The organism is Methylophaga sp. OBS4 (assembly GCF_026319305.1).
Lineage (GTDB): Bacteria > Pseudomonadota > Gammaproteobacteria > Nitrosococcales > Methylophagaceae > Methylophaga.
Map to the genome: position 1 here is coordinate 1 of NZ_JAPDMV010000033.1, position 24,893 is coordinate 24,893.

General features: G+C 49.5%; 25 protein-coding genes. 9 read left to right on the top strand and 16 right to left on the bottom strand.

Annotated elements, in window-relative coordinates; genetic code table 11:
* Nucleotides 1-59: 59 nt before the first annotated feature.
* Nucleotides 60-278 (bottom strand): RNA-binding S4 domain-containing protein, encoded by a 219-nt coding sequence (locus OMP95_RS10325; RefSeq protein WP_266328512.1) that lies wholly within the window; start codon nucleotides 276-278, stop codon nucleotides 60-62.
* Between the two features lie 211 nt (nucleotides 279-489).
* Here OMP95_RS10325 and OMP95_RS10330 point away from each other — a divergent pair, with 211 nt between their 5' ends.
* The gene (locus tag OMP95_RS10330; RefSeq protein WP_266328514.1) at nucleotides 490-798 is read left to right on the top strand and encodes a hypothetical protein; all 309 of its coding nucleotides are present in this window, start codon (nucleotides 490-492) and stop codon (nucleotides 796-798) included.
* 36 nt (nucleotides 799-834) lie between these two features.
* Here OMP95_RS10330 and OMP95_RS10335 read toward each other — a convergent pair whose 3' ends face one another.
* The 3 genes from OMP95_RS10335 to OMP95_RS10345 are packed head-to-tail and all read right to left on the bottom strand — an operon-like array spanning nucleotide 835 to nucleotide 4,099.
* A complete protein-coding gene (locus OMP95_RS10335; protein WP_266328516.1) occupies nucleotides 835-1,968 on the bottom strand; it encodes a sodium ion-translocating decarboxylase subunit beta in 1,134 nt (377 codons plus the stop codon).
* A gap of 11 nt (nucleotides 1,969-1,979) precedes the next feature.
* The gene (gene oadA, locus OMP95_RS10340; RefSeq protein WP_266328518.1) at nucleotides 1,980-3,764 is read right to left on the bottom strand and encodes a sodium-extruding oxaloacetate decarboxylase subunit alpha; all 1,785 of its coding nucleotides are present in this window, start codon (nucleotides 3,762-3,764) and stop codon (nucleotides 1,980-1,982) included.
* A gap of 53 nt (nucleotides 3,765-3,817) precedes the next feature.
* Nucleotides 3,818-4,099 carry an OadG family protein gene (locus tag OMP95_RS10345; RefSeq protein WP_266328520.1) on the bottom strand — a complete coding sequence of 94 codons (282 nt, stop codon included), beginning with the start codon at nucleotides 4,097-4,099 and terminating at the stop codon, nucleotides 3,818-3,820.
* A gap of 328 nt (nucleotides 4,100-4,427) precedes the next feature.
* On the opposite strand from OMP95_RS10345, the gene OMP95_RS10350 reads away from it, so the two are divergent.
* On the top strand, nucleotides 4,428-5,804 hold the full coding sequence (locus OMP95_RS10350; RefSeq protein ID WP_266328522.1) for a ribonuclease J: 1,377 nt from the start codon (nucleotides 4,428-4,430) through the stop codon (nucleotides 5,802-5,804).
* Nucleotides 5,805-5,850: 46 nt separating this feature from the next.
* Nucleotides 5,851-6,297 (top strand): PilZ domain-containing protein, encoded by a 447-nt coding sequence (locus OMP95_RS10355; RefSeq protein WP_266328524.1) that lies wholly within the window; start codon nucleotides 5,851-5,853, stop codon nucleotides 6,295-6,297.
* Here OMP95_RS10355 and OMP95_RS10360 read toward each other — a convergent pair.
* Both OMP95_RS10360 and OMP95_RS10365 read right to left on the bottom strand, forming a co-directional pair.
* Nucleotides 6,294-6,509 (bottom strand): hypothetical protein, encoded by a 216-nt coding sequence (locus OMP95_RS10360; protein WP_266328526.1) that lies wholly within the window; start codon nucleotides 6,507-6,509, stop codon nucleotides 6,294-6,296. The two genes, OMP95_RS10355 and OMP95_RS10360, sit on opposite strands and share 4 nt — an antisense overlap.
* Nucleotides 6,510-6,575: 66 nt before the next feature.
* On the bottom strand, nucleotides 6,576-6,992 hold the full coding sequence (locus OMP95_RS10365) for a gamma-glutamylcyclotransferase family protein (RefSeq protein ID WP_266328528.1): 417 nt from the start codon (nucleotides 6,990-6,992) through the stop codon (nucleotides 6,576-6,578).
* Nucleotides 6,993-7,048: 56 nt separating this feature from the next.
* Between OMP95_RS10365 and OMP95_RS10370 the strand changes: the two genes are divergently transcribed.
* Nucleotides 7,049-7,972 (top strand): patatin-like phospholipase family protein, encoded by a 924-nt coding sequence (locus tag OMP95_RS10370; RefSeq protein ID WP_266328530.1) that lies wholly within the window; start codon nucleotides 7,049-7,051, stop codon nucleotides 7,970-7,972.
* 147 nt (nucleotides 7,973-8,119) lie between these two features.
* Here the strand turns inward: OMP95_RS10370 and OMP95_RS10375 are convergent, their stop codons facing one another.
* Genes OMP95_RS10375 through OMP95_RS10390 form a run of 4 tightly spaced genes read right to left on the bottom strand, consistent with a single transcriptional unit; the run spans nucleotide 8,120 to nucleotide 13,397 of the window.
* Nucleotides 8,120-8,776, bottom strand: a complete 657-nt coding sequence (locus OMP95_RS10375) for a pyridoxamine 5'-phosphate oxidase family protein (RefSeq protein ID WP_266328532.1) — start codon at nucleotides 8,774-8,776, stop codon at nucleotides 8,120-8,122.
* A 12-nt stretch (nucleotides 8,777-8,788) separates the two neighbouring features.
* The gene (locus OMP95_RS10380) at nucleotides 8,789-11,347 is read right to left on the bottom strand and encodes an ATP-binding cassette domain-containing protein (RefSeq protein WP_266328534.1); all 2,559 of its coding nucleotides are present in this window, start codon (nucleotides 11,345-11,347) and stop codon (nucleotides 8,789-8,791) included.
* Nucleotides 11,347-12,339, bottom strand: a complete 993-nt coding sequence (locus OMP95_RS10385; RefSeq protein WP_266328536.1) for a sugar ABC transporter substrate-binding protein — start codon at nucleotides 12,337-12,339, stop codon at nucleotides 11,347-11,349. Before OMP95_RS10385 ends, OMP95_RS10380 begins: the two co-directional genes overlap by 1 nt.
* Before the next feature lie 26 nt (nucleotides 12,340-12,365).
* Entirely contained in the window at nucleotides 12,366-13,397 is a 1,032-nt protein-coding gene (locus tag OMP95_RS10390; RefSeq protein WP_266328538.1) for an ABC transporter permease, read from the bottom strand.
* Nucleotides 13,398-13,528: 131 nt separating this feature from the next.
* Here OMP95_RS10390 and OMP95_RS10395 point away from each other — a divergent pair, with 131 nt between their 5' ends.
* Nucleotides 13,529-14,338: an IclR family transcriptional regulator gene (locus OMP95_RS10395; protein ID WP_266328540.1), complete on the top strand. Its 810-nt coding sequence runs from the start codon at nucleotides 13,529-13,531 to the stop codon at nucleotides 14,336-14,338.
* On the opposite strand, the gene OMP95_RS10400 is transcribed toward OMP95_RS10395, so the two are convergent.
* Nucleotides 14,296-15,210 carry a LysR family transcriptional regulator gene (locus OMP95_RS10400; RefSeq protein ID WP_266328542.1) on the bottom strand — a complete coding sequence of 305 codons (915 nt, stop codon included), beginning with the start codon at nucleotides 15,208-15,210 and terminating at the stop codon, nucleotides 14,296-14,298. The genes OMP95_RS10395 and OMP95_RS10400 overlap by 43 nt on opposite strands.
* Nucleotides 15,211-15,328: 118 nt before the next feature.
* Between OMP95_RS10400 and OMP95_RS10405 the strand changes: the two genes are divergently transcribed.
* From OMP95_RS10405 to OMP95_RS10415, 3 genes are read left to right on the top strand one after another with little or no spacing between them, the layout of a single operon-like run.
* The gene (locus tag OMP95_RS10405; protein WP_266328544.1) at nucleotides 15,329-15,721 is read left to right on the top strand and encodes a DoxX family protein; all 393 of its coding nucleotides are present in this window, start codon (nucleotides 15,329-15,331) and stop codon (nucleotides 15,719-15,721) included.
* Between the two features lie 30 nt (nucleotides 15,722-15,751).
* Nucleotides 15,752-16,351 (top strand): FMN-dependent NADH-azoreductase, encoded by a 600-nt coding sequence (locus OMP95_RS10410; protein WP_266328546.1) that lies wholly within the window; start codon nucleotides 15,752-15,754, stop codon nucleotides 16,349-16,351.
* Nucleotides 16,352-16,362: 11 nt separating this feature from the next.
* Nucleotides 16,363-17,208 carry a pirin family protein gene (locus OMP95_RS10415; RefSeq protein ID WP_266328548.1) on the top strand — a complete coding sequence of 282 codons (846 nt, stop codon included), beginning with the start codon at nucleotides 16,363-16,365 and terminating at the stop codon, nucleotides 17,206-17,208.
* A 162-nt stretch (nucleotides 17,209-17,370) separates the two neighbouring features.
* Here the strand turns inward: OMP95_RS10415 and OMP95_RS10420 are convergent, their stop codons facing one another.
* From OMP95_RS10420 to OMP95_RS10440, 5 genes are all read right to left on the bottom strand, one after another.
* Nucleotides 17,371-19,311, bottom strand: a complete 1,941-nt coding sequence (locus tag OMP95_RS10420; RefSeq protein ID WP_266328550.1) for a PQQ-dependent sugar dehydrogenase — start codon at nucleotides 19,309-19,311, stop codon at nucleotides 17,371-17,373.
* A gap of 31 nt (nucleotides 19,312-19,342) precedes the next feature.
* Nucleotides 19,343-20,443 (bottom strand): alkene reductase, encoded by a 1,101-nt coding sequence (locus OMP95_RS10425; RefSeq protein ID WP_266328552.1) that lies wholly within the window; start codon nucleotides 20,441-20,443, stop codon nucleotides 19,343-19,345.
* Between the two features lie 32 nt (nucleotides 20,444-20,475).
* Complete coding sequence (locus tag OMP95_RS10430; RefSeq protein ID WP_266328554.1) at nucleotides 20,476-21,465, bottom strand: zinc-dependent alcohol dehydrogenase family protein; 990 nt, start codon at nucleotides 21,463-21,465, stop codon at nucleotides 20,476-20,478.
* Nucleotides 21,466-21,484: 19 nt separating this feature from the next.
* Nucleotides 21,485-22,645 carry an iron-containing alcohol dehydrogenase gene (locus tag OMP95_RS10435; RefSeq protein ID WP_266328556.1) on the bottom strand — a complete coding sequence of 387 codons (1,161 nt, stop codon included), beginning with the start codon at nucleotides 22,643-22,645 and terminating at the stop codon, nucleotides 21,485-21,487.
* 99 nt (nucleotides 22,646-22,744) lie between these two features.
* A complete protein-coding gene (locus OMP95_RS10440; RefSeq protein ID WP_266328558.1) occupies nucleotides 22,745-23,362 on the bottom strand; it encodes a TetR/AcrR family transcriptional regulator in 618 nt (205 codons plus the stop codon).
* Nucleotides 23,363-23,591: 229 nt separating this feature from the next.
* Here OMP95_RS10440 and doeB2 point away from each other — a divergent pair, with 229 nt between their 5' ends.
* Complete coding sequence (doeB2, locus tag OMP95_RS10445) at nucleotides 23,592-24,782, top strand: N(2)-acetyl-L-2,4-diaminobutanoate deacetylase DoeB2 (RefSeq protein ID WP_266328560.1); 1,191 nt, start codon at nucleotides 23,592-23,594, stop codon at nucleotides 24,780-24,782.
* Nucleotides 24,783-24,893 lie beyond the last annotated feature (111 nt).

Here is a 24,893-nt window from a genome sequence, read left to right on the forward strand (position 1 = left end):
ATAAATTGGCTGCGCATAAAGCCAGGCAACTGGCCCTGCAATTGTTCAACAATAGTAGATCAATTGCTGATCAGTAACACCACATCTTCAAAGGCAATTTCATCACCGGCTACAATTTTGCGGCGTTTGCGCGTTTCGGTTTCACCATTCACTGTGACAAGGCCTTGAGCAACAAGCATCTTGGCTTCAGCGCCGCTGCTGGCCAAACCTTCAAATTTAAGTATTTTGTAGAGTTCGACCGGGCTGGTCGTTAATTCTACATTGATAGTCTGGCTCATATTCGCTCAACCTTGTATGAATGAAAAAAGCTATTCTACACGGTGCAGAGAACGCAAACAGGCTCTAAGAAATAGCTTGACTGCGAGAGTGGCGCATTGCCAGAATGATGATAACAGACATGTTTTTGATGAAAGATGTGATATTGGTCCGGTATCTATCTGATTTTAAAAGTATAGTCTCCGTTTTGTCTTGACGCCATGAGGGAACAAAATGAAACGTCTGGTCAACCTGATTCAACTCGCTATCGTTGTTGCCATTCTGTATCCGCTATTTTATGTCTGGGATACCGACCGAGTGGATAACTTTTGCAAGTTGGTGAAGCCGGGTATGAGCCAGGATGAGCTTGTAGCGTTGGCAGATGATAATGGCATGAATTTGATCGGACCGAATCCTATCAATCTTTCTGGTGGCAGGTGGATTGCAAGCGTACCGTCCAGAGCCTCTTTTGCAGGTTATGCTTGTGTGATAAAAGGGGCTGCCGATACAGTGGCAACCGCTAAAATTATCCGGGGAGAGTAGCACCCTGCCAAAACAGCAGGGCACCACATTGTTTTTTTAACCGCCGACGTAGTTAATCAGAATACCGGCCGCCACGGCTGAACCGATAACACCGGCTACGTTAGGCCCCATAGCATGCATCAACAGGAAGTTATGCGGGTCTGATTCCAGTCCCAGTTTGTTGGAAACACGCGCCGCCATAGGCACGGCGGAAACACCGGCAGAACCGATTAACGGGTTGATAGGTTCCTTGATTAACTTGTTAAGGATTTTCGCCATAATGACACCGGAAGCCGTACCAATCGCAAATGCCACCATACCCAGCAGCAGAATGCCTAAAGTGGTGAAGTCCAGAAATTTATCGGCACTCAGTTTGGAGCCGACAGCCAGACCCAGGAAGATGGTCACCGTGTTAATTAGCGAGTTTTGGGTTGTGTTACTCAGGCGATCAACCACCGCACATTCTCTCATCAGGTTACCAAAACAGAACATCCCTACCAGGGGCGCAGCATCGGGCAGCAGGAACGCAACCAGAATCAGCAGTAACAGCGGAAACACGATTTTTTCGCGCTGGGAAACATGGCGTTGCTGCACCATTTTGATTTTACGTTCTGTCTCTGTTGTCAGCGCACGCATGATGGGCGGCTGAATTAATGGCACCAGAGCCATATAGGAATAAGAGGCAACGGCAATGGCGCCCAGTAAATCCGGAGCCAGTTTGCTGGCAACATAAATCGAAGTCGGGCCGTCAGCCCCGCCGATAATACCGATGGCGGCAGCATCAGCAAGACTGAAGTCAAATATGCCGAAATACGACAGCACCACCGCACCCATTAAAGTAGCAAAAATACCGAACTGCGCTGCCGCGCCCAGAAATAAAGTTTTCGGGTTGGCAAGCAGGGGACCGAAGTCAGTCATGGCGCCGACACCCATAAAAATAATCAGCGGGAAGGCAGCGCTTTCAATACCTACGGTGTAGAACAGGTGCAGAATACCGCCCGTCTCAGCCAGACCGGCTCCCGGTATATTGGCCAAAACACCACCAAAACCGATAGGCACCAGCAGTAAGGGTTCAAAATTTTTCTTGATGGCCAGATACAGCAATAACATGCCGATCAGAATCATCACGCCCTGACCGGGAGCCATCTGGAAAACACCAGTGTTTTCCCACAAGTGAAGAAGCTTATCCATGAATTGAATCCTTATGCGATAGCGGCGAGCTGATCGCCGACTTTAACGGTATCGCCTTGCTTGACTGAAACTGATGAAATCACGCCCGATTTGGAAGCGACGATCTGGGTTTCCATCTTCATTGCTTCCAGAATCAGCAATACATCGCCTTCATTGACCTGCTGGCCGGCTGTTATTTCGACTTTCCAGATATTGCCGGACAAGGGTGCAGTAACCGGTTCGCCTTGACTCGGAGGGGCTTGAGAAGGTGTGGTTGCCGCTGAAGATTCAATATGGCTGATATCACCTCCTTCGTTCACCTGTACGACGTAACTCTGGCCGTTGACCTTAATTGTGTATGTTTCCGCGTCGTTGCCAACAGTCATATTGGAAGTAGGGACCGGGTCGGCTTCGTTACCTGGTACCGGTTCAAATGCATCCGGATTATTGCGGTTTTGCAGGAATTTGAGGCCGATTTGAGGAAACAGCGCATAGGTCAACACATCGTCGACCAGATGGTCACCTTCGGCAAGATCGATACTGTCGTTATCCGCCTGTTCCAACAACTCAGCGGTGAGCTTGTCCATTTCCGCTTCCAGCAGATCAGCCGGGCGGCAGCTGATAGGTTCGGCACCTTCCAGTACGCGGTCCTGCAGTTCTTTATTGAATGGCGCCGGTGCCGCACCATATTCGCCTTTCAATACGCCGGCGGTTTCAGCGGTGATGGTTTTATAACGCTCACCGGTGAGTACGTTGATAACTGCCTGGGTACCGACGATTTGAGACGTCGGCGTCACCAGCGGAATAAAACCCAGATCTTCACGGACACGTGGGATTTCAGTCAATACATCATCCATACGATCCAGGGCATTTTGTTCGCGCAGCTGGCTTTCCATATTAGTGAGCATGCCGCCCGGTACCTGAGCGACCAGAATACGTGAATCAACCCCGCGCAAAGTACCCTCAAACCGGGCATATTTTTTCCGCACATCACGGAAATAGGCAGCGATGTCTTCCAGTAAATCAATATTGAGACCGGTATCACGCTCGGTGTCTTCAAAGATGGCAACGACCGATTCCGTGGCCGAGTGGCCGTAAGTCATTGACATGGAGGAAATCGCTGTATCGACATTATCGATACCGGCTTCCACACATTTCATAATGGTTGCGGTCGATAGCCCCGTGGTGGCATGTGACTGCATATGTATCGGGATATCAATAGCTTGCTTAAGACTTTTAACCAACTCATAAGCCGTGTAAGGCTTAAGCAAACCAGCCATATCCTTGATGCACAGAGAGTGTGCGCCCATATCCTCAATTTGTTTTGCCAGTTTCACCCACAGATCCAGATTATGGACCGGGCTCAATGTATAGGAGATGGTGCCCTGGGCATGACGCTCATTTTCCAGCACCGCTTTAATAGCTACTTCCAGATTGCGCGGGTCATTCATTGCGTCAAAAACCCGGAACACGTCCACACCGTTGACTGCTGCACGCTCGACAAATTTTCTCACTACATCGTCAGCGTAATGACGATAGCCCAGCAGGTTCTGCCCGCGAAGCAGCATTTGCTGCGGCGTATTGGGCATGGCCGCTTTCAATGCACGGATACGATGCCAGGGATCTTCGCCCAGATAACGGATACAGGCATCAAAAGTAGCGCCGCCCCAGGTCTCGACCGACCAGTAACCTACCTGATCCAGTTTATCGGCGATGGGCAGCATATCATCCAGACGCAGCCGGGTAGCGAACAGAGATTGATGGGCATCACGCAGAACAACGTCTGTGATCCCAAGTGCTTTGTTAACTTCGGTCATATCAATGGCCTTAATTGAGTTTAAACAAGAATGTCAGTCAGCTAACGAGAACGTTATTTGTGACGTGAACGGAATTTGTGAACGGCGGCAGATAACACCGTGATAAGGTTCTTATCATCGTTGGCGTGTTGATGTTCGCTCATCGCCTGACTGATAACCGCCGTGGGAGCGGGGATGCCTTCCTCCGGTAACACACCGAAATTTTTTTCGTAACCGGTGATAACGCGAGACATCAGCGATGTAATAATGACCAGTAGCGTCAGGAATACAAACACAAACCCCATGCCGACCAGCATCAGGTTCAGCCCTTCAGTCATCAAGTTAGATGCAGCCATCTATCCGACCTCCTCAGAAGAATTTCTTAAGTCATAAATCAATGACTTAACCCAAAACAGCCGCCAATTATACCATCGTTGGGCTTTGATAGCGGCATTGCCATTGAATCAGTGCGGCTGCTTCAGCAGAACATTCAGTCTGTGATGCAGGTCACATCAGGCATACGCAATTAAATAGCCTGCAACATACAAATACTTACCACGCTGATTTGAGCTTAATGTGCGACTTACTACCGAAACAACCTGGAAATGCCCAATTCAGGTTGTTTCAGTATAAACAAGAGTGCAGGCATAATAGTCCGGTTTTAATGAAAATTTGAGGGGAATAATGACACCTGACGCGTCGGATTTCTGGTTCCTGCCATTGGGCGGAACCGGAGAAATCGGTATGAACCTGAACCTGTATGGGCATAACGGCCGCTGGTTAATGGTGGATTGCGGCGTGACCTTTGAACCCAATACGGATATTGACGGTGAATTGATTCAAGGCGGGCGGGCGCATGTACAGATGGCTGATCCGCAATTTATCGCCGACCGAAAAGATCAGCTTGAAGCACTGATCATAACCCATGCGCACGAAGACCATATTGGTGCAGTGCCGTACCTCTGGGAACGCTTTCGCTGTCCTGTTTATACCACGGTTTATACGGCCGAGATTTTGCGGCGCAAACTCAAAGAAGTGGGATTGGTTGATGAGATTCCCGTTCATATTGTCGAACCACATTCGCAGCATAATATCGGTGTGTTCACAGTGAAATGGATCAGATTGACGCATTCCATTCCCGAACCTTTTGCGCTTTTGATAACAACGCCGGTGGCAAATGTATTTCATACCGCAGATTGGAAACTGGATGCAACACCGGTTGTCGGTGAACGTTATCAGTCCGATGATTACGAGCAACTGGCAGGGCTTGGGATCGATGCCATGATCTGTGACTCGACTAATGCCGATGTGCCCGGTTGGTCAGCATCGGAAGCATCACTATATAAAGGACTCAAATATCATGTGGAGCAGGCCAGAGGCCGTGTGGTAGTGACCTGTTTTGGCAGTAATATTGCCCGATTGCGCACCATTGCCGATATTGCTCGGCAAACCGGTCGTCATCTCGGTTTGTTGGGACGGTCTTTAATTAATACCTACACTGCGGCCAGGCACACAGGATTCTGGAACAGTGTTGAAACCGTTGTTGACCCGCATCATTTGGGCTATTTGCCGAAACAGACCTTGTTGCTGGTAGCGACAGGCAGTCAAGGCGAACCCCGAACCGCGCTGAATCGCCTGAGTCACAACAGCTATCGTGATATGCAACTGGAACCGGGAGATACCGTGATCTTCAGCTCAAAAGTGATTCCAGGTAACGAACAGCCCATCGCATCTTTAATCGAAAGGCTTAAAGCGATGCAGATTGATGTGATCACTGTTGATAACAGCAGCTTGGCTATTCATGCCTCCGGGCATCCGGCGATGGAGGAGCTTAAAGCTATGTATGACTGGGTCAAACCAGCGTGTGCGATCCCGGTGCATGGAGAGCTTCACCATATGCAAGCTAATGCCAAACTGGCCAAATCTGTTGGGGTACCGGAACAGATACAAGGCAAAAACGGAGATATGTTTTTTATCGCACCGGTCAGGGGGATACGACGTAACGCGGTGAAGACCGGCAGGCTGGGACTGGTCAATAATAAACTGAAGAAAATTTTCTGAATTAACAGCCTCAATTTTTTGTGTCAGTTTCTGGCGCCTGATTATAATGAACACACACAAAGGCGCTAATGAAATGATTGAAGAACTCAGACAATTCATTCGTCACCCCAGCAGCATTCCTATCAAATTCAAATTGCGGGGGAGAGAACGGACTGAACCCCTGAAGGATGTAGGTAAAGGCGGGTTATGCTTTAAAGCTTCGCAGTTTATTGCCGCCGGTGAAACCATTCAAATACAGATTTCAGCCTGTCAGCCAGTGTTTGCGGCAGAGGGCATCGTGCGCTGGTGCCGACAGGAAGGTCAGCAGTTTCTGGTGGGGGTGGTTTTCAAGGACTCGGTACGTTTTGCACTGCGGATGGTAGAGCAAATTTGCTATATCGAAAATTATCGATATCAAGTGCTTGCCAGCACTGGGGTCGCCTTAAGTAGTGAGCAGGCGGCATCGGAGTGGATTCGCAAATATGCCGCGCGTTTTCCATTAAAACCGGACTAGGCCTTGGCATCAAAGCGCGGGCCTCTGCGATCAGAGGAAACGCGGCGTTCTACCGCTGGTTTTTTGTTGCGTTTACGGCGTTCCGCGTGTCTGCGGCGATCGAACTCACCAACAGACTGGGTTTTATCGGCAACCGGACGCGCAGGCGCGACCTGCGACGATGTATTCACGATAAGCATATTGTGATGGTAAAGACGCGGTATTTCGTTCATCGTTCATTACTCGCATATTGCGTAATGAAGCTATCGACTTGATTTCTCTCAGCTTTAGTTTTTTATTTAGCGATTAAAATAATCTCCACTATGAATGCGCTTGCGATGTTTGGTGCTGTGATTGTAAATATAGGCCCATGCCTGGGTTGAACAGGTGTTGCTGACAAACACTTCAACTTGTTTACGCAAGTACTCATGTGGCTGGGGAAAGGCCGCAGAGCACTCTTCATAATTATCCAGTTTGGCGAGTAACCAATCAGCCCGATGCAGCTGATAAAGCTCGCCTTTAACTTTTTCGTGTTGTTGTTCTGACTCAACCACACCCGGGTAACCACGGATTTCATAAAGTCGACCGAGCATATATGCTGGAGCAATAAAAACACTGTTTGCTTTGAGCAGGGCATGCATCGGGTGCGAGGATGGCTGTGCCAGAGTACCGTAGACAAACAGATAGGTTTGGGTTGAAGATAAACGGATAATCATTTCTATAAATTACTTTATGTATTATTCTTAATATACTGATTATATAGAGATATGAGATGAAAAAAAACATCAAGATTGGGCTGGCGCTGGGCAGTGGTGCTGCCAGAGGCTGGGCCCATATAGGCGTTATTAAACGCTTGCAGGAACTGGGAGTTAAGCCTGATGTGGTGTGTGGCACTTCCGTCGGCGCATTGGTCGGAGCCGCTTATGTTGCCGGGAATATCGACAAGCTCGATACCTGGGTTCGGGCGCTGGGCAAACTGGAAACCGCCCGTTACTTTACCATTAACCGTTCTTTTAAAGGGTTCGTCAATAAAGAACGTTTCAGCCAGTTTCTTAAGGAATTTGTGGTTGATAACAAGCTCAATATTGAAGATATCGACCGGCCTTTTGCTACTGTCGCCACCGAGTTGCACAGTGGCAGAGAGATTTGGAATACAAGCGGGAGTATGATGGACGCGGTATGGGCTTCGATTTCATTACCCGGCCTGTTTCCAGCTATCAAACATAATGACAGATGGCTGATTGACGGGGGATTAGTGAACCCTGTGCCTGTATCCGTATGCCGGGCTCTTGGTGCTGATGTGGTGATTGCCGTGAATTTGAACAGTGATATCGTCAGTAAACATTTTCTGGCCGAAGCTGAAGACTTGTCTGTAAAGGAGCCAAGTTTCACTGGTCGTATCAGTAATATGATCACAGACTACACCAACAGTTTATTTGGTCGTGGTAATGATAGTGACGAGGAAGAGGTGCCGGACTTGCTTGATGCCATTGCGGCTTCCATTAACATTACCCAGGACAGAATAACGCGCAGTCGTATGGCCGGCGACCCACCGGACATTATGCTGACACCGAGATTGTCCATGATCGGGCTGTTGGAATTTTATCGTGGGGCCGAAGCGATTAATGAAGGCACCAAAAGCGTTGATCGACATAAGGCGGATTTTGAAAGTCTACTTGGGGGCAGACTCAATTGAGCCGGCGCCCAGCGGCCACCACCGCTCAAGTCATTCGATAAAGCCGACAATGTAATTTATTGCTCATCTTTTTCCAAAACCCTGTCGCCGGGTTTACGTATTGAACTGGCCTTGCTCAAGATAGTGCAGAAAATCAGCGACTGATAATCAGCCTTTGCCTTTTTTAAGTAATTCACCGTATTGCTCGGGCGTGATAGGACCACCCTGATCGCGGACAGCCTGCTGGTCTTGCGTTGATATGACATCCTGTAACGCGTCAATGCGTTTCCATTGAGGTAAGGGTGGACAGCAACCTGCCTGCGGCACATAGTGCGAGTCTTCCACACGCTGATAGCGATGGATATAACGTGGGCAGTTGACGAACATCTCACTGATGGTGACCCGGACAATCAGTTCCGCCTCATTATATTCAGATAATAATGCATCATCTTTGCTGACGGTGGCGGTGCCATGCACTCTTACCCTGTGCGGTGTTTCAAAATCAATAAACAGCATGCCGACTTTGTTGCTGGCTGAAATATTACCCATCGACAAAAACATGCCATTGCCGTTAAAGCTGGGAAAGGCGATGGTTTTATTATCGATTATTTTGACAAAACCGCGATGGCCACCTTTATAGGAACAGGTCGGATAGCCACGATGATCGACCGTGCTGAGAAAAAACATATCGCGGGATTCTATAAATGCCCGGTGTTCATCATTGATTTGGGTTTCAACAATGCTGTCACTGACCCGTTGCGCCAAAGCTTCGCTGTCGAACTGCTGTTGAATGTTTAAATGTTGTTTGCCATATAAGTCGTTCATTTATTGCTCCCGTTAGCAAGTGGCCGCCTGCATGATGGAGGTTTCACTGGCATTGTCACGATTAAACTCGGCGGTCAGTTTGCCGTCACGCATTACCAGCAGGCGATCCGACAACACCAGTAACTCAGGTAAATAAGAAGAAATCAATATCACCGCTTTGCCGGCCTGTTTGAGTTCTAAAATCTTTTGCCATATTTGGGGGATGACCGAAACATCAACCCCGTGGGTCGGCTCATCAAAAACAATAATGTCGGGTGCTTGTATAAGCGCTTTGGCGATTAAAGCCTTTTGCTGATTTCCACCGGAAAATTGTCTGATAAGTTTATCTTCAGCGGGTGAGATATTCAGTGCTGCGAGCCACAACCGGGTCAGCGATACCTGTTTTGCAGTTGAATAAAACCAAGGCCGTTGTCGGCGACTTAACAGATCACTGATATAAAGGTTGTCGCTTAATGGCAAGTCGGTAAACAAACCATCGCGGTTACGGTTTTCAGTGATATAAACAAGCCCGTCTTGTATTGCCTGAACAGGGTGCCGGTAATGTTTGGGTTTGCCATGCACCATCATTTTGCCTTGATCATAAGGTAAGACGCCTGCAATGGTTTTACCCAGCTCACTACGACCGGCACCGACCAGTCCGCCCAGGCCGAGAATCTCTCCCTGATTGATGGTTATAGATATGCCTGTCAGCAAGTCACGGACACCTATATCTTCAATAGTGATAACGGTTTTGAGTGATGGCTGTGGGAGGGCTTTACTGGAACGCGGTTTGAGCGGCTGCCGACCTATCATCAGTTCGATAAGACGGGCTCGATCAAAATGTCGTGTGGCCGCAGTTTCTATCAGTTTTCCGTCTCGGAATACCGAAATACGATCAGCAACAGCCATAAGCTGTTCCAGCGCATGCGAAATAAATACGATGCTGATACCTTGTGCGGCCAGTTGCTTAAACAGTCTCAGTAAAATACAGCTTTCTGTTTCGGTAAGACTGGCTGTTGGTTCATCAAAGATAATGAGTCTGGCATCAAGGCTGACAGCGCGGCAGATTTCCACCATCTGTCGTTGTGCTTTGCTCAGGATTGAGGCTTTTGTATCGGGATTAAGCTGATATCCCAGTGTGTTCAATAGGATGTTTGCGGCATGATGAAGTTTGCGCGCAGATAAATACAGTGGTTCACTCCCGAGAAACAGATTTTGTGCCACTGTCAGATCATCGACCAGACTGCTTTCCTGATGGACCAGTACAATGCCTTGCTGCAGGGCGCTTCGCGGTGAGTCCAGTCTGACTGCTATGCCGTCGATCAGGATCTCACCGTTGTCGGGATCGATATTACCGGCAATCATCGCGCCCAGGGTCGATTTGCCGGCACCATTTTCGCCCACCCATGCGTGAATCTCTCCGGCCATAAGGCTGAGATTGATATCCGTACACGCTTTTAAACTGCTGTAAGATTTTTCCAGATTTCTGACCTCTGCAAGCGGAGGGGCGCTTGGAATAGGCTGTTGGGATGGATAGTCCGCTACCGTTATTAGTTGTGCTGTTGTGTGCTGCGTTTTCGGGGGCATTTGGCGGCGGGAGAGGCTTATTCTCTGAATAAGAATTGCCGACAATAGCAAGGCGCCAATCAAGGCTACAGCCAGGCTGCCCGGCACATTCATTCGTAACAAGCCGCTGCTGAGCAGAAACATGATAGCGGCACCGGTGAGTACCTGTGCTGCGCTACCCCGACCGCCACCCAGGCGTACACCACCGAGAATAATGGCAGTAAGCGCGGTAAGCTCCCAGCCTTGGCCACTATCGGAGGCCGCACTGTTTTGTCTGGCGGCGTAAAAAATGCCGGCCACAGCGACCAGAACACCACACAGCATATAAGACAGAATTTGTATTTGTCTGATGGCAATACCGGCATGTCTTGCAGCCTGAATATTGCTGCCCACAGCCATTAGATGTGTGCCCGGACGCGTTTTACTGATAAAAAAGTGCATCAGCAGCGCAATCATTATCAGTGTCAGCACATTTATCGGAATACCAAATACATCACCGACGGCAAGATAATCCCAAAATACATGACTGTAATTGGCACTGGCCAGCGTGAGCATGAAATGCGTGGTCAGTAACTCATAACCGGCACGAAAAATCAGCATAATTGCCATGGTGGCAAGAAAAGGGCGTGCTCGCAGTATCGCTATCAAGCTGCCAGTAAACAGACCAGAGCAAAGGCCTACTCCCAGTGTAGCGAGACAGGCCAGTGCCGGATGCCATTGCAATACGCCAAAAAAATACAGCGCAGCAAAGTTAGCCAACGCAAAAACCGCACCGACCGACAGATCAATACCGCCTGCCATGACGACCACCGCCAGTGCCAGTGCCACCATGGCCGGTTCAGCAAAGTCCCGCATCAGTTGTTGTAGATTGCCTGCACTGAGATAGTTGGGCACCAGGATGGCAAACAGGCAAAACATGATCAGCAGTAGTAACAAGGGCAAAGCGGTTACTAACCTGCTTATGAATGCATGGTCCGGGCTGGTGGCGGTTTTTGGCCGTCCGGCTGAAGATAAAATACCATTCATCACGGTGTTTCAGGCAGATCAAAACAATAATCGCGATCGTCTGCGCTATTGATCCAGAAGCTGTTGGAAATCAGGCTGAAATGATGACTGCCGGGTGGATTATCACTTTGCAGCAACATCAAAACGGCATTGGCGATCTGTTCGCCCTGAATGTCTGCCCGATATGACAGAATTTTGTGGAATAAGCCTTGTTCTACCAAGTTGCAGTCAGATCGCGGACCGTCACTGGATGCATAGACTTTGACCTTATTCTGCAAACCGGCATTTTTAACAGCCTGCGCCGAACCTTGCTGCATAATGCCCCAGAAACCATAAGTCGCACAGAGATCCGGATGCTGTTGTAACACTGTCGATGTGATCTCGTTGGCTTTATTGCTGTCCCAGTTGGCTGCCTGGGATGAAACAACCTTAATGGCGTCCGTTTTTTCGAAGACCTGCATGGCCCCTTTAAGTTGTTCCAGACTGCCGGCCGACGTAGCCTCACCCTGAACCAGAGCGACTTTGCCTGAGCCACTGCCCTGACCACATTCTTTTACAATATCCTCGGCAATCACCCGGCCCAGTGCTTCATTGTCAACACCGACATAGGCATCACTCAGCTGGTTCGACATCATGTTGACCTGCACCACATAAATACCCAGATCCATGGCGCGCTTGATTTCGCGGGCCAGTAATGACACGTTCGGGTTTTGAACGATCAGAACATCCGGCTTTTCATTAATCAACGCGGTCACTGCCTGTAATTGCGCATGACTATTGAAGTTGGGATCGCGCACCACAAAGTTGATGCCGTATTTGTCAAAATTCTGCCGCATGGCCGCGGTCCACATATCACCCAGCGGATTACCCAAGGTGATCGGCACCCAGGCCACGGTTTTATTTTTGACCGCGTTGTCGAAGTTCGGCCGCAATTCGCCGCGGGTGTCGGCAGATACATTAAACACAAGACTGAATAGAATGACTGACAGATAACATAAGCTTGCCTGTTTCATATTTCTCTCCTTTTGATGGGGTAGTTTCAAAGACCGCCCCTGTCTGATTCCCGGCGTTGATTGAGCAAACCATCAAGACTGACCGCTAATAACAGCAGTCCGCCTTTGATGATGTTTTGCAGTTGATAGTTAAGATTAAGAATGGTCATGGCATTGAACAGAATCCCCATTAACAAAGTGGCTGCCATCACACCAAACACCGTGCCGCGGCCTCCCTGCAAACTTACACCGCCTGCGATGACAACCACGATCACTTCGAAAATCAGGCTGCCATGGGTGATTTTCATATCTACCATCGATGTGGACGCGGTCATCACCATGGCTGCAATAAAGCCGAGCAGGGCGCAGAGGGTATATTCGAGCAAGGTCCAGCGTAATAAAGACATGCCCGTGAGTCTGGCGGCATACGGATTACTGCCATGGGCATAAATCAAATAACCTGCCGTGGTGAATCTGAGAAAGGCATATACAACAGAGGCCGACAAAAGCAGGGACCACACCGGTACAGGCACGCCAAGCCAGCTTTGTGCAAGTAACTGTATGCCACCCTTGTTTGCCGGCAGATGCAAAATCATCGATGGCATAAAGGTGATTCTGGCGAGGCCGGTAAAAAGCAGCGCTGATGCAAATGTAGTAAACAGCGGCGGCACCGCCAGTACATGAACCAGATAGCCATTACACATACCGAGTAATAATGCGCTAACAGCTGCAGTTCCGATGACGACAAACAGGGGCACCCCTTGGTTCATCAGGGTAATAGCCAGGGCCATCGCCAGAATACCGATAACGATTTGTGCCAAATCAATGCCACGGCCAATTATCACCAGCATCATGCCTAGAGCCAGAATACCCAATACAGACATCGATTTCGCCAAGGTCAGAAAATTGCCCCAACTATGGAAGTCGGGCAAAAATAAACTGAAAAACACAAATAACGACAAGGCCAGTGTCGCTATCAGTTTTTCCTGACCGGGCAAGGGGCTGGAGCCGATGTTATCAGCCGCATCTTTTTTGCCTGATCGTGATCTGAATAATAAAAGTATCCGGTAAGTGAACATTTAACTAACCATGAATTAATTGCTAATTAAGATTATCTGCTGTAAAAAATATTCATCAATACAAATAGCTTAAAAAAATGTCCGATAATCGGACGATGTTATCGGGCAGCTGATTGAGGATGGTGGAAGCTATGAAGTCAAGCACAGGCAGCCTGAAGCGGGCGGAAATTATTCTGACAGCGATTGCCAGTGGGCCACGCCGGGGGACCATGTTGAAAGAACTGGTGCAGAGGACCCGCCTGCCACGGCCAACTATCTACCGGGTTCTGCAACAACTGATGGCACTGGGCTGGGTGGTTCGTGACGATGAGCAGAAGCGTTTCCGCCTGGGCATGGCGATAACTGCTATGGGATACGCTGCCATGGCGCACAATCCGATAGAGCGGATTGCGGCAAATCGTCTGAGTCAGTTGGCTGACTTGCTGGGTCAAGTGGTTTATATCAATTGCCGCACCGGTCTGGATATGGTCTGCATGGGGCGTTATGAATCTGATTCCGATATTCAGGTCGGCAAAGGTTATGTGAGTATGCGCGGGCCGTTCGGTTTGAGTCCGGGTTGTTTCGGCATGTTTGCCTGCATGCCAGAGCAGGAGGTATATGACATTATCGAAGCCAATATGCATCGCTACCACAAGCTGGAATGGTTTGATGAAACCGGTTTCAGGGAGTCTTTGGCCCAGACTTTGGTGGCCGGTTACGGCATTTTCGGTAATATCATGCTGGATCGCAGTACCCGTGGCTTGGGCGCAGCGATATGTGCCAGTGATGGTTATCCTCTGGCAGGTATTGGCACTACCTTTATCAACGGTTGGTTGAGTGAAGAACAAGAAGTATTTTGTGTGGCCGAGTTACAGCAGGCTGCCCGCGATATTTCTGCAGAGATAAACTGGTTTGAAGCTCAGCTGGGATCACATGTCCATGATGGTCGGTTACCAAAATAATCTTTCAGATAATCGATCAGCATCCTGACCCGGCGTGACAGATAGCGGGTTTGCGGGTAGACGGCATAAACACCGATTTCTTTCTGCAATAGCAGATCGTCGAGAACAGAAACCAGCCGACCTGAGCGAAGGGCGTGTGAACAGATAAAGTCCGGCGTTAATATCAGACCTTTGCCTTCCACGGCCGCATCATGCAGAAACTGGCCGTTATTGGCCGTGAGCACGGCGGGCAGGTTAATCGACAAGGGCTCACCATTGTGACCACGCAACTGCCAGCTGGCACTGACATTGGTGTATTGCAGTTTGACATGACCATAAAATAAATCCTCGGCCGTTTCCGGCAGGCCATTTTGTTCGAAATAGTCTGGACTGCCGCAGATCATCAGCCTTGTGCTGGAAAGCTTTCTTGCCATCAATGATGAATCGGCCAGGTTGGACACACGAACCGCCAAATCCAGGCCTTCTGCTACCAGATCCTGCTGACGATCATTGAAATCGATATCGAAGATGATATCCGGATGAATCCGGTTAAAGTCTCTTAATGCCGGACTCAGATGCATCAGACCAAAGGTAATCGGCGCCGCCATTCTGATACGCCCGGATAGGGCGCATTGCTCATTGCCCAGCATGGATTCCACTTCATGAATATCGTCGAGAATACGGACGCAATGTTGGTAATAATCGCGGCCGGCGTCGGTCAGGCTCTGTTTTCGGGTTGTCCGTTTGAGCAAACTGATGCCGAGACGGTTTTCCAGGTCTGTGAGCCGTTTGCTGACAGCCGATTTTACCGTGTTCATCTGTTCCGCCGCACGGGTAATACTGCCTGCTTCAACGACCCGCACAAAGCTCTGCATTTCTTCCAGTTGGCTCATGGTTATATCCGTTTTAATTGTTCTCAATAAGGTGACAATAAGTTCATTAATACACTGTTTAATGAAAATATGGAAACTATAAACTATTGCCATCTTCAACCAACAAGAGGCATTTTTGATGAACAGAATTAACACGTTGACCCCTTTGGCAGGCCGTATTTTGCTCAGCCTGATCTTTATTTCATCCGGTTTGAGCAAGCTCGGTAGCGGATACGCCGGTACCGAGGCTTATATGAATATGATGGGCGTGCCCGCTGCTTTATTACCGCTGGTTATTGCCACGGAGATATTTGCCGGCCTGGCTATATTAGCGGGCTTTCAAACGAGGGTTGCAGCGTTGTTGCTGGCCGGTTTTACCTTACTGGCTGCCATACTCTTCCACAGTAATTTTGCCGATCAGATGCAAAGCATTCTGTTTATGAAAAATCTGGCGATTGCTGGTGGTCTTTTATTGCTGGTAGCCAATGGCAGTGGCGCTTATGCCATTGATAATTTCAAAGCACGTCATTAAACGATGGGCTTATCTTTGAAAAAGGAGAACATGATGACTACACAAACCATTTTGCACCTTAACTCCAGCGGCCGCTATCAGGGCTCGGTAACCCGGGACTTGTCTTTACAATTAGTGGAACAGCTGGCACAACAAACGGGTCTGTCGATAAATAGCCGTGATCTGGCCTCAGGACTGCCGTTTATCGATGAACAATGGATCAATGCCAACTTCACCGATCCTGAAGTGCGTACTGAGGCGGATAGAGCCGCCTTGGCATTGTCAGATAATTTAGTGGCTGAGTTACAGCAGGCCAGCCATCTGGTGATTGCGGTGCCCATTTATAATTTCAGTGTGCCGTCAGTGCTGAAAGCCTGGATTGATCTGGTAGCCAGGGCCAGGCTGACATTTCGTTATACCGAAAACGGTCCGGAAGGTCTGCTAAAAGGTAAAAAAGCCTATCTGGTGATTGCCTCCGGCGGTGTGCCGGTAGGCAGCGAGGTCGACTTTGCTTCACGTTATCTGCAGCAAATCATGACTTTTCTGGGTATTGATGATGTCACTGTAATTGATGCTGCCAGTTTAAATTCAGCAGCCAATGACACTAATACAGTGCAAACACGATTAGCTGCGATAACGGCCAGCGGTTAAAGGAGGTTGTGATGACACAGACAACAAGAGAAATCAGGCAAATTGTGAATGGCACCCAGGTGTCGGACGGGGCCGGTGTGCAACTCAAACGTATTATCGGATCACCCGATATCAATATGCTGGATCCGTTTCTGCTGTTTGATGCGTTTGGTTCTGATCAGCCCCAGGAATATCTGGCGGGGTTTCCGCCGCATCCGCATCGTGGTTTTGAGACCGTGACCTATATGCTTGCCGGCAAAATGCGCCACGAAGATAGTGTTGGCAATGCCGGTGTGATCGAAACCGGAGGGGTGCAGTGGATGACGGCAGGCCGGGGGATTATTCATTCTGAAATGCCCGAACAGGAGCAGGGCTTACTGGCAGGGTTTCAGCTGTGGGTCAATCTGCCCGCAGCCGAAAAAATGACCGCACCCAGATATCAGGAAAGGACTGCGGCTGAAATTCCACAGGAAAAACATGAGGACGGCACGGTGATCAAAGTCGTTGCCGGTCAGACCGCCCGAGGTACCCAAGGGGTGATCGACAATCCTTATGTAAATCCCTTGTATCTGCATGTGATGGTGCCGGCTGACAGGCTTTTTGCACAGGACATTGAAGCTTCACACAATGTGTTTGTCTATCTGATTAAAGGCCAGTTATCCGTCGGCGATAAACAACGTCCGCTTAAAGCCGGACAGCTTGCCATTCTGGAAGCGGGAACAACGGTCAAGTTGCTTGCGGATCAAGCCAGTGAATTTTTGCTGGTGTCCGGCCAGCCGCTCAATGAACCGGTTGCCCGCGGTGGGCCATTTGTGATGAATACCCGTGAGCAGGTTGAACAGGCTTTCGTTGATTACCGGGAAGGCCTGTTAGCCTGAGTGAATGAAGAATTGTTCACACTACAGAGCGAACAATCCAGGGGTTGTGTTATAGCCGTTCAGTTTCGACAAGCTCAGACTTCATGATCAGCAGGGACGGCATGAAGTGGTATCAATAAAAAAACCGGGGCCCGAGAACAGGCCCCGGAAGGGGAACATACTTTAACGAATCGGCAGATAGCGCATTTCACCGGCTTTCATATCCGGTACCAACAGGTATTTACCATCAGCAGACAGCGCAATATCAGCCGCAGTTTTAAAATCATCTGCAAGCAGTTGTGGTGTGGCGTGTGGCTCGGCCAGTTGCCAGACTTTGCCGTTGTGCCAGTCACTGATATACAGATAGCCGTAGCTGTCTCTGACCAGACCATCTGCACCGCCAAAGCCCGTATTCAACGCGGTGATTTTGTCAGCCTGCAGATCAAGCCGGTACAAGTCGCCAGTACCGAAATCTGCAACCAGCAGTTTGCCGATACCGTCCATCAAAAGGCCATTAGGGCGGTTAATGCCTGATTCGCTGTTAATCACTTCGGTGACTTCACCTGACGGCGTAATTTTGTAAATGCCGCCATTGGCGCCTTTGTCATTACCACTGTCAGAGACATAGACATTGCCGTTACCGTCTATTTCAATATCATTGAGGAACTCGGCCTTGCCGGGAAAGTCTTTGCTGTCAGCAACGAGTGTGACGTTACCGGCCATATCGATCTTGAGAACCTGATTGATATCAGCGACATAAACTTCGTTATTCCACAGTTCGATGCCTTTTGGATCATTCAGACCCGCCGCCAGTGTTGTACGGCTGCCATCCTGATTGATAATAGTGATTTGGCCGTCACCGCCTTTGCCGAACTCACCGATTTCACTGATAAATACCCGGCCATCAGTATGGGCGACAGCCGATTCCGGCATGACTAGACCGGTAACAGTGTTCGTGCTGGCCGCGACCGGAGTGATGCCGGCTGTGGCCGCTTGTTCACCGTAGCTGACCCGGTAAATCACCCCATTGTAATCATCAGACACCAGCATGGAACCGTCAGGCAGTTGCAGAACATCGGTCGGGCGACCCCAGGCTTCACCTTCATTCAACCAGCCGTCAATAAAGACTTCGTGACCACTGACTTGTTGCTTAGCATCGAAAGTGACCCGTACCAGCTGGTAGCCGACAGGCGAGCTACGATTCCATGAGCCATGCTGAGCAATAATGGCATCGCCTTTATAGTCGGCAGGGAACATGGTGCCGGTATAGAATTTCATGCCCAGATTGGCGGTGTGGGCCTGGAATTCCACCTCAGGAAAAGTGACTTCCTGTGGCGGTTGCTTGTCTTTCCAGTCCTGGTGACGCGAATGACCGCCTGCATAAAACGGGAAGCCGAAGTGCATGCCTTTTTCAGCTGCCGCATTCAGTTCACCCGGTGGATTATCATCACCCATCATATCGGTGTTGTTATCGGTGAAATACAGGGTGCCGGTCTCAGGCTGGAAAGCCATGCCGACCGAGTTACGGATACCGCTGGCATAGATTTCAGCATCGCTGCCATCCGGGTTCATACGAATAATAGTGCCTTCCAGCCCGCTGACTTCACAGATATTGCAGGGCGCGCCGACAGTCACATAAAGCCTGTTATCCGGGCCAAAGGCAATATAACGCCAGCCATGATGGAACTTGTCGGGCAACTGGTCGTAAATCACTTGCCGCATTTGTTTGAACGGCAGGTTCAAATCAAAGCCGGGAGCCGGATAGATAGCAATTCGATGCTGTTCTGCCACATACAGATTACCCTGGTACATCGCCACACCATTGCCGATGTTGAGATCATCCAGAATGGTGACAACCTGATCGGCTTTGCGATCTTTGTCTTTATCGACCACGGCATAAACCTTATCACCGCGGGTACCGACAAACACGGTGCCGGTGGATTGGCCCAGTGCCATCTGGCGGGCATTAGGCACTTCTGCATAAACTTCAATATTGAAGCCTGCGGGCAGATTTAATCTATGCAGGTTTTTTTCTGCGTCAGCCCGGTCAGCCAGGGCGGCGCCGGACAGCAAACCAAAAGTGGCCGCTGCCAAAGCTGTATGGGTGAGTTGTTTGAGTTTCATGGTTCCTCCATTAACTACAGATATTCAAGCCTCATGCTTCGAGGAAGGGATAATCAATATAACCGCGCGCATCACCGCCATAAAAAGTCTCGGGATCCGGCGAATTAAGCGGTGCTTTTTTGGCAAAGCGCACGGGTAAATCAGGGTTGGCAATAAATAATTTACCGAATGAAATCAGATCAGCTTCAGTCGATCTGATAGCTTGATTGGCTTTTTCCAGATCATATTCACTGTTGGTCATGAAATTACCCATCCATAACGGCCGTAATGTTTTCAGATCAAAAGCAGGACCGGCAGCACCGGGATTTTCAGCCCCCATTTCGGTAATATGCAGATAAGCCAGATCAAACTGATTCAAGGCGTTGACGGTATAACTGAAAGTCGCTTGCGGGTTGCTGTCTTTAATATCGTTAAAAGGCTGCAAAGGTGACAGCCGTACACCGACCCGATCCGCTCCCCATATTTTGCAGACTTCAGCGACGACCTGCAGTAACAGCCGGGCACGGTTTTCAATGCTGCCGCCGTATTGATCATCACGGTGGTTAGTGCCATCCCGCAGAAATTGATCCAGCAGATAACCATTGGCGCCATGGACTTCCACACCATCAAAACCGGCACTTAACGCGTTGCGGGCAGCCTTACGATACATTTCAATGACCTGATCAATTTCAGCCAGCGTCAATGCATGTGGCGTTTCGTAGGGTTTCATGCCCTCATAGGTCAGTACTTCACCTGCCGGTTTAATCGCTGAAGGTGCTTGCGGCAGCATATTACCCGGCAATAGCGAGGAGTGTGAAACCCGCCCGCAGTGCCAGAGTTGCAGAAAAATCTTGCCGCCTTGCTGATGCACGGCGTCAGTGACTTTTTGCCAGCCTGCTACCTGGTTGTCACTGTAGATGCCGGGGGTACCGGGATAACCGATGCCTTCATGAGCAATCTGAGCACCTTCACTGATAATCAGCCCGGCACTGGCACGTTGCCGGTAATATTCGACGTTCATTTCAGTGGGTACAAAACCTTCACCGGCCCGGTTTCGTGTCAGTGGCGCCATCACCACACGGTTTTTCAAACTGACGGCGCCGATTTGAATCGGTGAGAACAAATTCAAATCCTGCCTGGATATATCATTCATATATCGATCCTTGTAAAGTTAAAAATAGGTGTTTAAACAGTAACGACGATTTTGCCCAGTTGCTGATTCGACTCCAGGTAGCGGTGGGCTTCGACGATCTGCTCAAACGGAAAGGTTTTGCCAATAACCGGTTTCAGCTGGGCACTTTCCAGCCAGCCGTAGATGGCATCTTTAGCCGTCGTTAATTTCAACGGGTCGGTGGTGAACTCGAACAAGGTATAACCACGGATAGTCAGACCTTTGCCAAGTACAGCAAACAAGGGGAATGGGGTAGGGTCATGGCTTAGTGCACCATATTGAAAAATGATGCCTTGGGGTGCGGTGATCTCTGCCAATTGATTGAGCATGGGCCCTGCTACCGGATCAAAAACGATGCGGGCACCTGCACCTTGAGTGATATTGTTTACCGCAGCCACCACATCTTCTGTTTCCGTGACCACGACATGTTGCGCGCCTTGTTCCAGCAGCATGGGTTTCTTGTCGGCTTTACGGGTAAGCGCAACCGGAATGGCGCCGAATAAATTGCACAATTGAATCGCTGCCAGCCCGACACTGCTGGATGCAGCCGGTATGACCACCACATCGTCGGGCTGCATTTTGGCGATATCGATCAAAGCGCCGTAAGCGGTGAGGTACTGCATCCATATTGCCGCTGATTCCTCCCAGGTAAGATTAGGGGGATGGTGCGCGACCGCGGTGGCCGGCACATTTACCAACTCGCCATAAACACCATGGGCATTCATCGAAAAATTGGGGATGGTACTGACGGCATCGCCGATATTAAAACCATCGACACCTTCACCGACAGCACTGACCGTACCGGCGGCTTCATAACCGATTCGGGCCGGAAAATCCGGTGCTTCCAGGTAGTGGCCACGTCGGAACATGGCTTCCGCCCGGTTCAAACCGAGAGTATAGACCTGGATCTGTACTTCTCCGGCTGCCGGGGCTGGGACTTGCTCATCCTGAATTTCCAGAACATCAGGATCACCGGTTTGCTTGAATCTGACAACTTTGGACATGGCTGACTCCTTATATCGGTTACAGGCTGGCTTCCAGTATTTTGCGGCTTTTATCCAGATCGACATCACCATGTTCGCCCAGTTGTGTCAGACCATGATCACTGAGTTGTTTGAGCATGGCCGGAATATCATCAGCACTGATCTGATAATCCTGCAGGCGGGTTCTGACGCCCATTTGTTCGAAAAAGTCACGGGTTTTGGTGATAGCGACATCAATACGGCTGGTTTCGTCACCTTCGGTGATGTGCCAGACTCTTTCTGCGTATTGTAGTAATTTGTCGTGTTTTTTGTGACGTTGTTCCTGCATCATGCTGGGCAGAATAATGGCCAGGGTTTGTGCATGATCAAGGCCATGCAGTGCCGTGAGTTCGTGACCCACCATATGTGTTGCCCAATCCTGCGGCACACCGGCACCTATCAGGCCATTAAGTGCCAAAGTGGCGGTCCACATGAAGTTGGCCTGTAATTGATAATCGGTCGGGTTTTCCAGTAAATCCGGGCCAATGTCAATCAATGTGATCAACAGACTTTCGGCAAAGCGATCCTGCACTCTGGCATTGACCGGATAGGTCAGGTATTGCTCCATGATGTGGGTATAAGCATCGACGATACCGTTAGCCAGTTGCCGGGGCGGCAGGGTATAAGCTTTGGTCGGATCCAGTATTGAAAACTCGGGATAAACCAGTGCGCTGCTGAAAGCGAGTTTTTCCTTGGTTTCGTAACGGGTGACTACGGAGTTTGCATTCATTTCTGAACCGGTCGCCGGCAAGGTTAATACTGATCCATAAGGCAAAGCTTTATTGATGGTTGCTGCCTTGTTAACCAGAATTTCCTGCCAGGGATCACCTTCACAAAACACGGCCATTGCAACAAACTTGGCTCCGTCTATAACTGAGCCGCCACCGACAGCCAGCAGATAATCCAGCTTGTTATCTTTAATTTGCTGAACGGCTCTCAGCAAAGTTGCATAGCCGGGATTGGCCTCAACTCCCCCAAACTCTTCGACATGGCGTTGTCCCAGCGCGTCAACAACTTCAGCAATCGTGCCGTGTTTTTTGGCACTCTGACCACCAAACAACACCAGTACTCTGGCATCTTCGGGAACCAGTTTCTTGATTTCAACAATTTGACCTTCACCGAAAATAATCCGGGTCGGATTGAAAAAATTGAAGTTATTCATCGCGATGTCCTTAGAGCCTATTTACGTTAAGCAGTGTTTAATAGACCAGTCGTCTAGTTTTTGAGCAAATCTATACATTATCAGGTCAATAAAAAGGGGTCAGGTGGCTTGGCAACCCGGCAGATTGAGACGGGCACGTAAGGCATTCATGGCTACATGCAAAGCGTCTGGATTGTGATTAACTTTTGTCAGCAATGTCGCACCTATCCACAAATAATAAATTTCTTGGGTGACAGTTTCTGCATCATCATTGATGCTGATTTCATCGTTATCAATGGCTTCCTGAACACATTCTGCCAATCTGTTGATCACGCGCTGGGTACCTTGTTTAAGCGTTTGGCGCATGGTTTCAGACAAGTCAGTAACTTCGCCACTGAGTTTGACCACCAGACATTTGTCGCGTGTGGTGTCATTGCACTGATTGCTTTTCCAGTGTTCGAAGTAGGTCAGTAAACGTTGCAGGGCTGGGCTGCCGTCATTGTGCAGGCTTTCATCCAGCGTGATCATGTATTGATCAAAATAGTTTTCCAGCAAGGCATTGCCGAATTGTTCTTTTGATTCGAAGTAATGATAGAAAGAGCCTTTGGGTACCTGGGCGGTTTTGAGAATTTCATTCAAACCGACCGCGGCAAAGCCTTTTCCCAGGATAATATCCTGAGCGGTATTTAAAATCTGTTGGCGTGTATCGCTGAAGCGACTGCGGATTGCTTGATTCATGTGAGGCATTATTTCATGGATTAGACCAGTCGTCTAGTAAAGCATTATATTTTTATTTTATGCTTGAAACTGTTCGTCCACTTAAGTATTGGAACAAGGCTTGCTTGGTGTTAGTCTGAGCACAAGAACGTCGTTTTCTAAGCAATTTGTTACCTGTTCGGGTGCTTTGACGTTCAGCGCGTATTAAAACAGTGCATACACTGTTGGTATTTTTGGCCATGGGGGCAAGATGTCTGACATCTGGCAACAAGCTATCGAAACCGCGCAGCAATTGCGTCACGATTTACATGCCAATCCTGAGTTGGGTTGGCAGGAAAAGCGTACTGCCGATTTAATCAGGCAACAACTCTCTGAGCTCAATATTCCCTGGCAAGCCTGCGCCGAACTGGGCACGTTGGCCCGCCTCAACTCCCAGTCATCAGCAGCACCTCATATTGCATTGCGTGCAGATATGGATGCCTTACCCATTAGCGAACAAACCGGTAAAGTCTGGACATCAAAAGCAGAAGGCCGCATGCATGCTTGCGGACATGATGGTCATACGGCGACATTGCTCGCTACTGCGAGATGGCTGAAATCGGTTGAGTCGCAATTGCCGGGGCCGGTGACCTTGCTGTTTCAACCGGCAGAAGAGGGCGGGCACGGCGCGAAAAAGATGATTGAAGATGACGCACTTGCAGGCATTGACGAAATATACGGCTGGCACAACTGGCCTGCCATTGCTTTCGGTAAGCTGGTTTGTCCCGACGAACTGGTGATGTGTGGCAACGGGACTTTCATTATTACGCTCAGCGGCGAGGGCGGACATGCCAGTCAGCCTGAATCTTGCCGCGATCCGGTTTTGGCCGCCAGTGCTGTGACATTGGCTTTGCAGCAAATCGTCAGTCGTCGTCTGGCGCCACAACAAACCGCGGTAGTCAGTGTGACTTCCATTGATGCGCCCAGTGGCCCGACGATTACACCTGCTGAGGCGGTTTTGGGCGGCAGTATCCGGGTGCCGGATCAGGCGACCCGTGAACAGATCAATCGACTGATTGTCGATATCAGCACCCAAACGGCAGCGGCTTACGGCGTGAGCTGCGATGTGCAAATTATTCCGCGCTACCAGGCCACTATTAATCATCCTGAAAAGGCTCAGTTTCTGCGCCGGCAATGGCTGACGGATTACGGTCCTGAAGGCCTGGATCAGACACTGTTGCTGCCGGTAATGGCTTCAGAAGATTTCAGTTATTACCTGCATGAAATACCCGGTGCTTTTGCCCTGATAGGTGCTGATGACGGCCCGGAACATCAGGCTGTCTGTCATAGTCCTTATTATGATTTCAACGATCGTCTGATACCGCTTGTCACACGTTTATATGCACGCTTGGTCGGTGCGCCGCTAGGGCCTGTTTATCTTTCATCTCCACCTCTGTTGTGAGTTGAAAAAGCGTCAATCAAGGCGCGAGGAGAGCAGTTTAGTGATTCTAAACAAACGACGAGCAACGCAGACCGGCGCGCTGCCTCCTGGCGCACCGGCATACTGTCCATC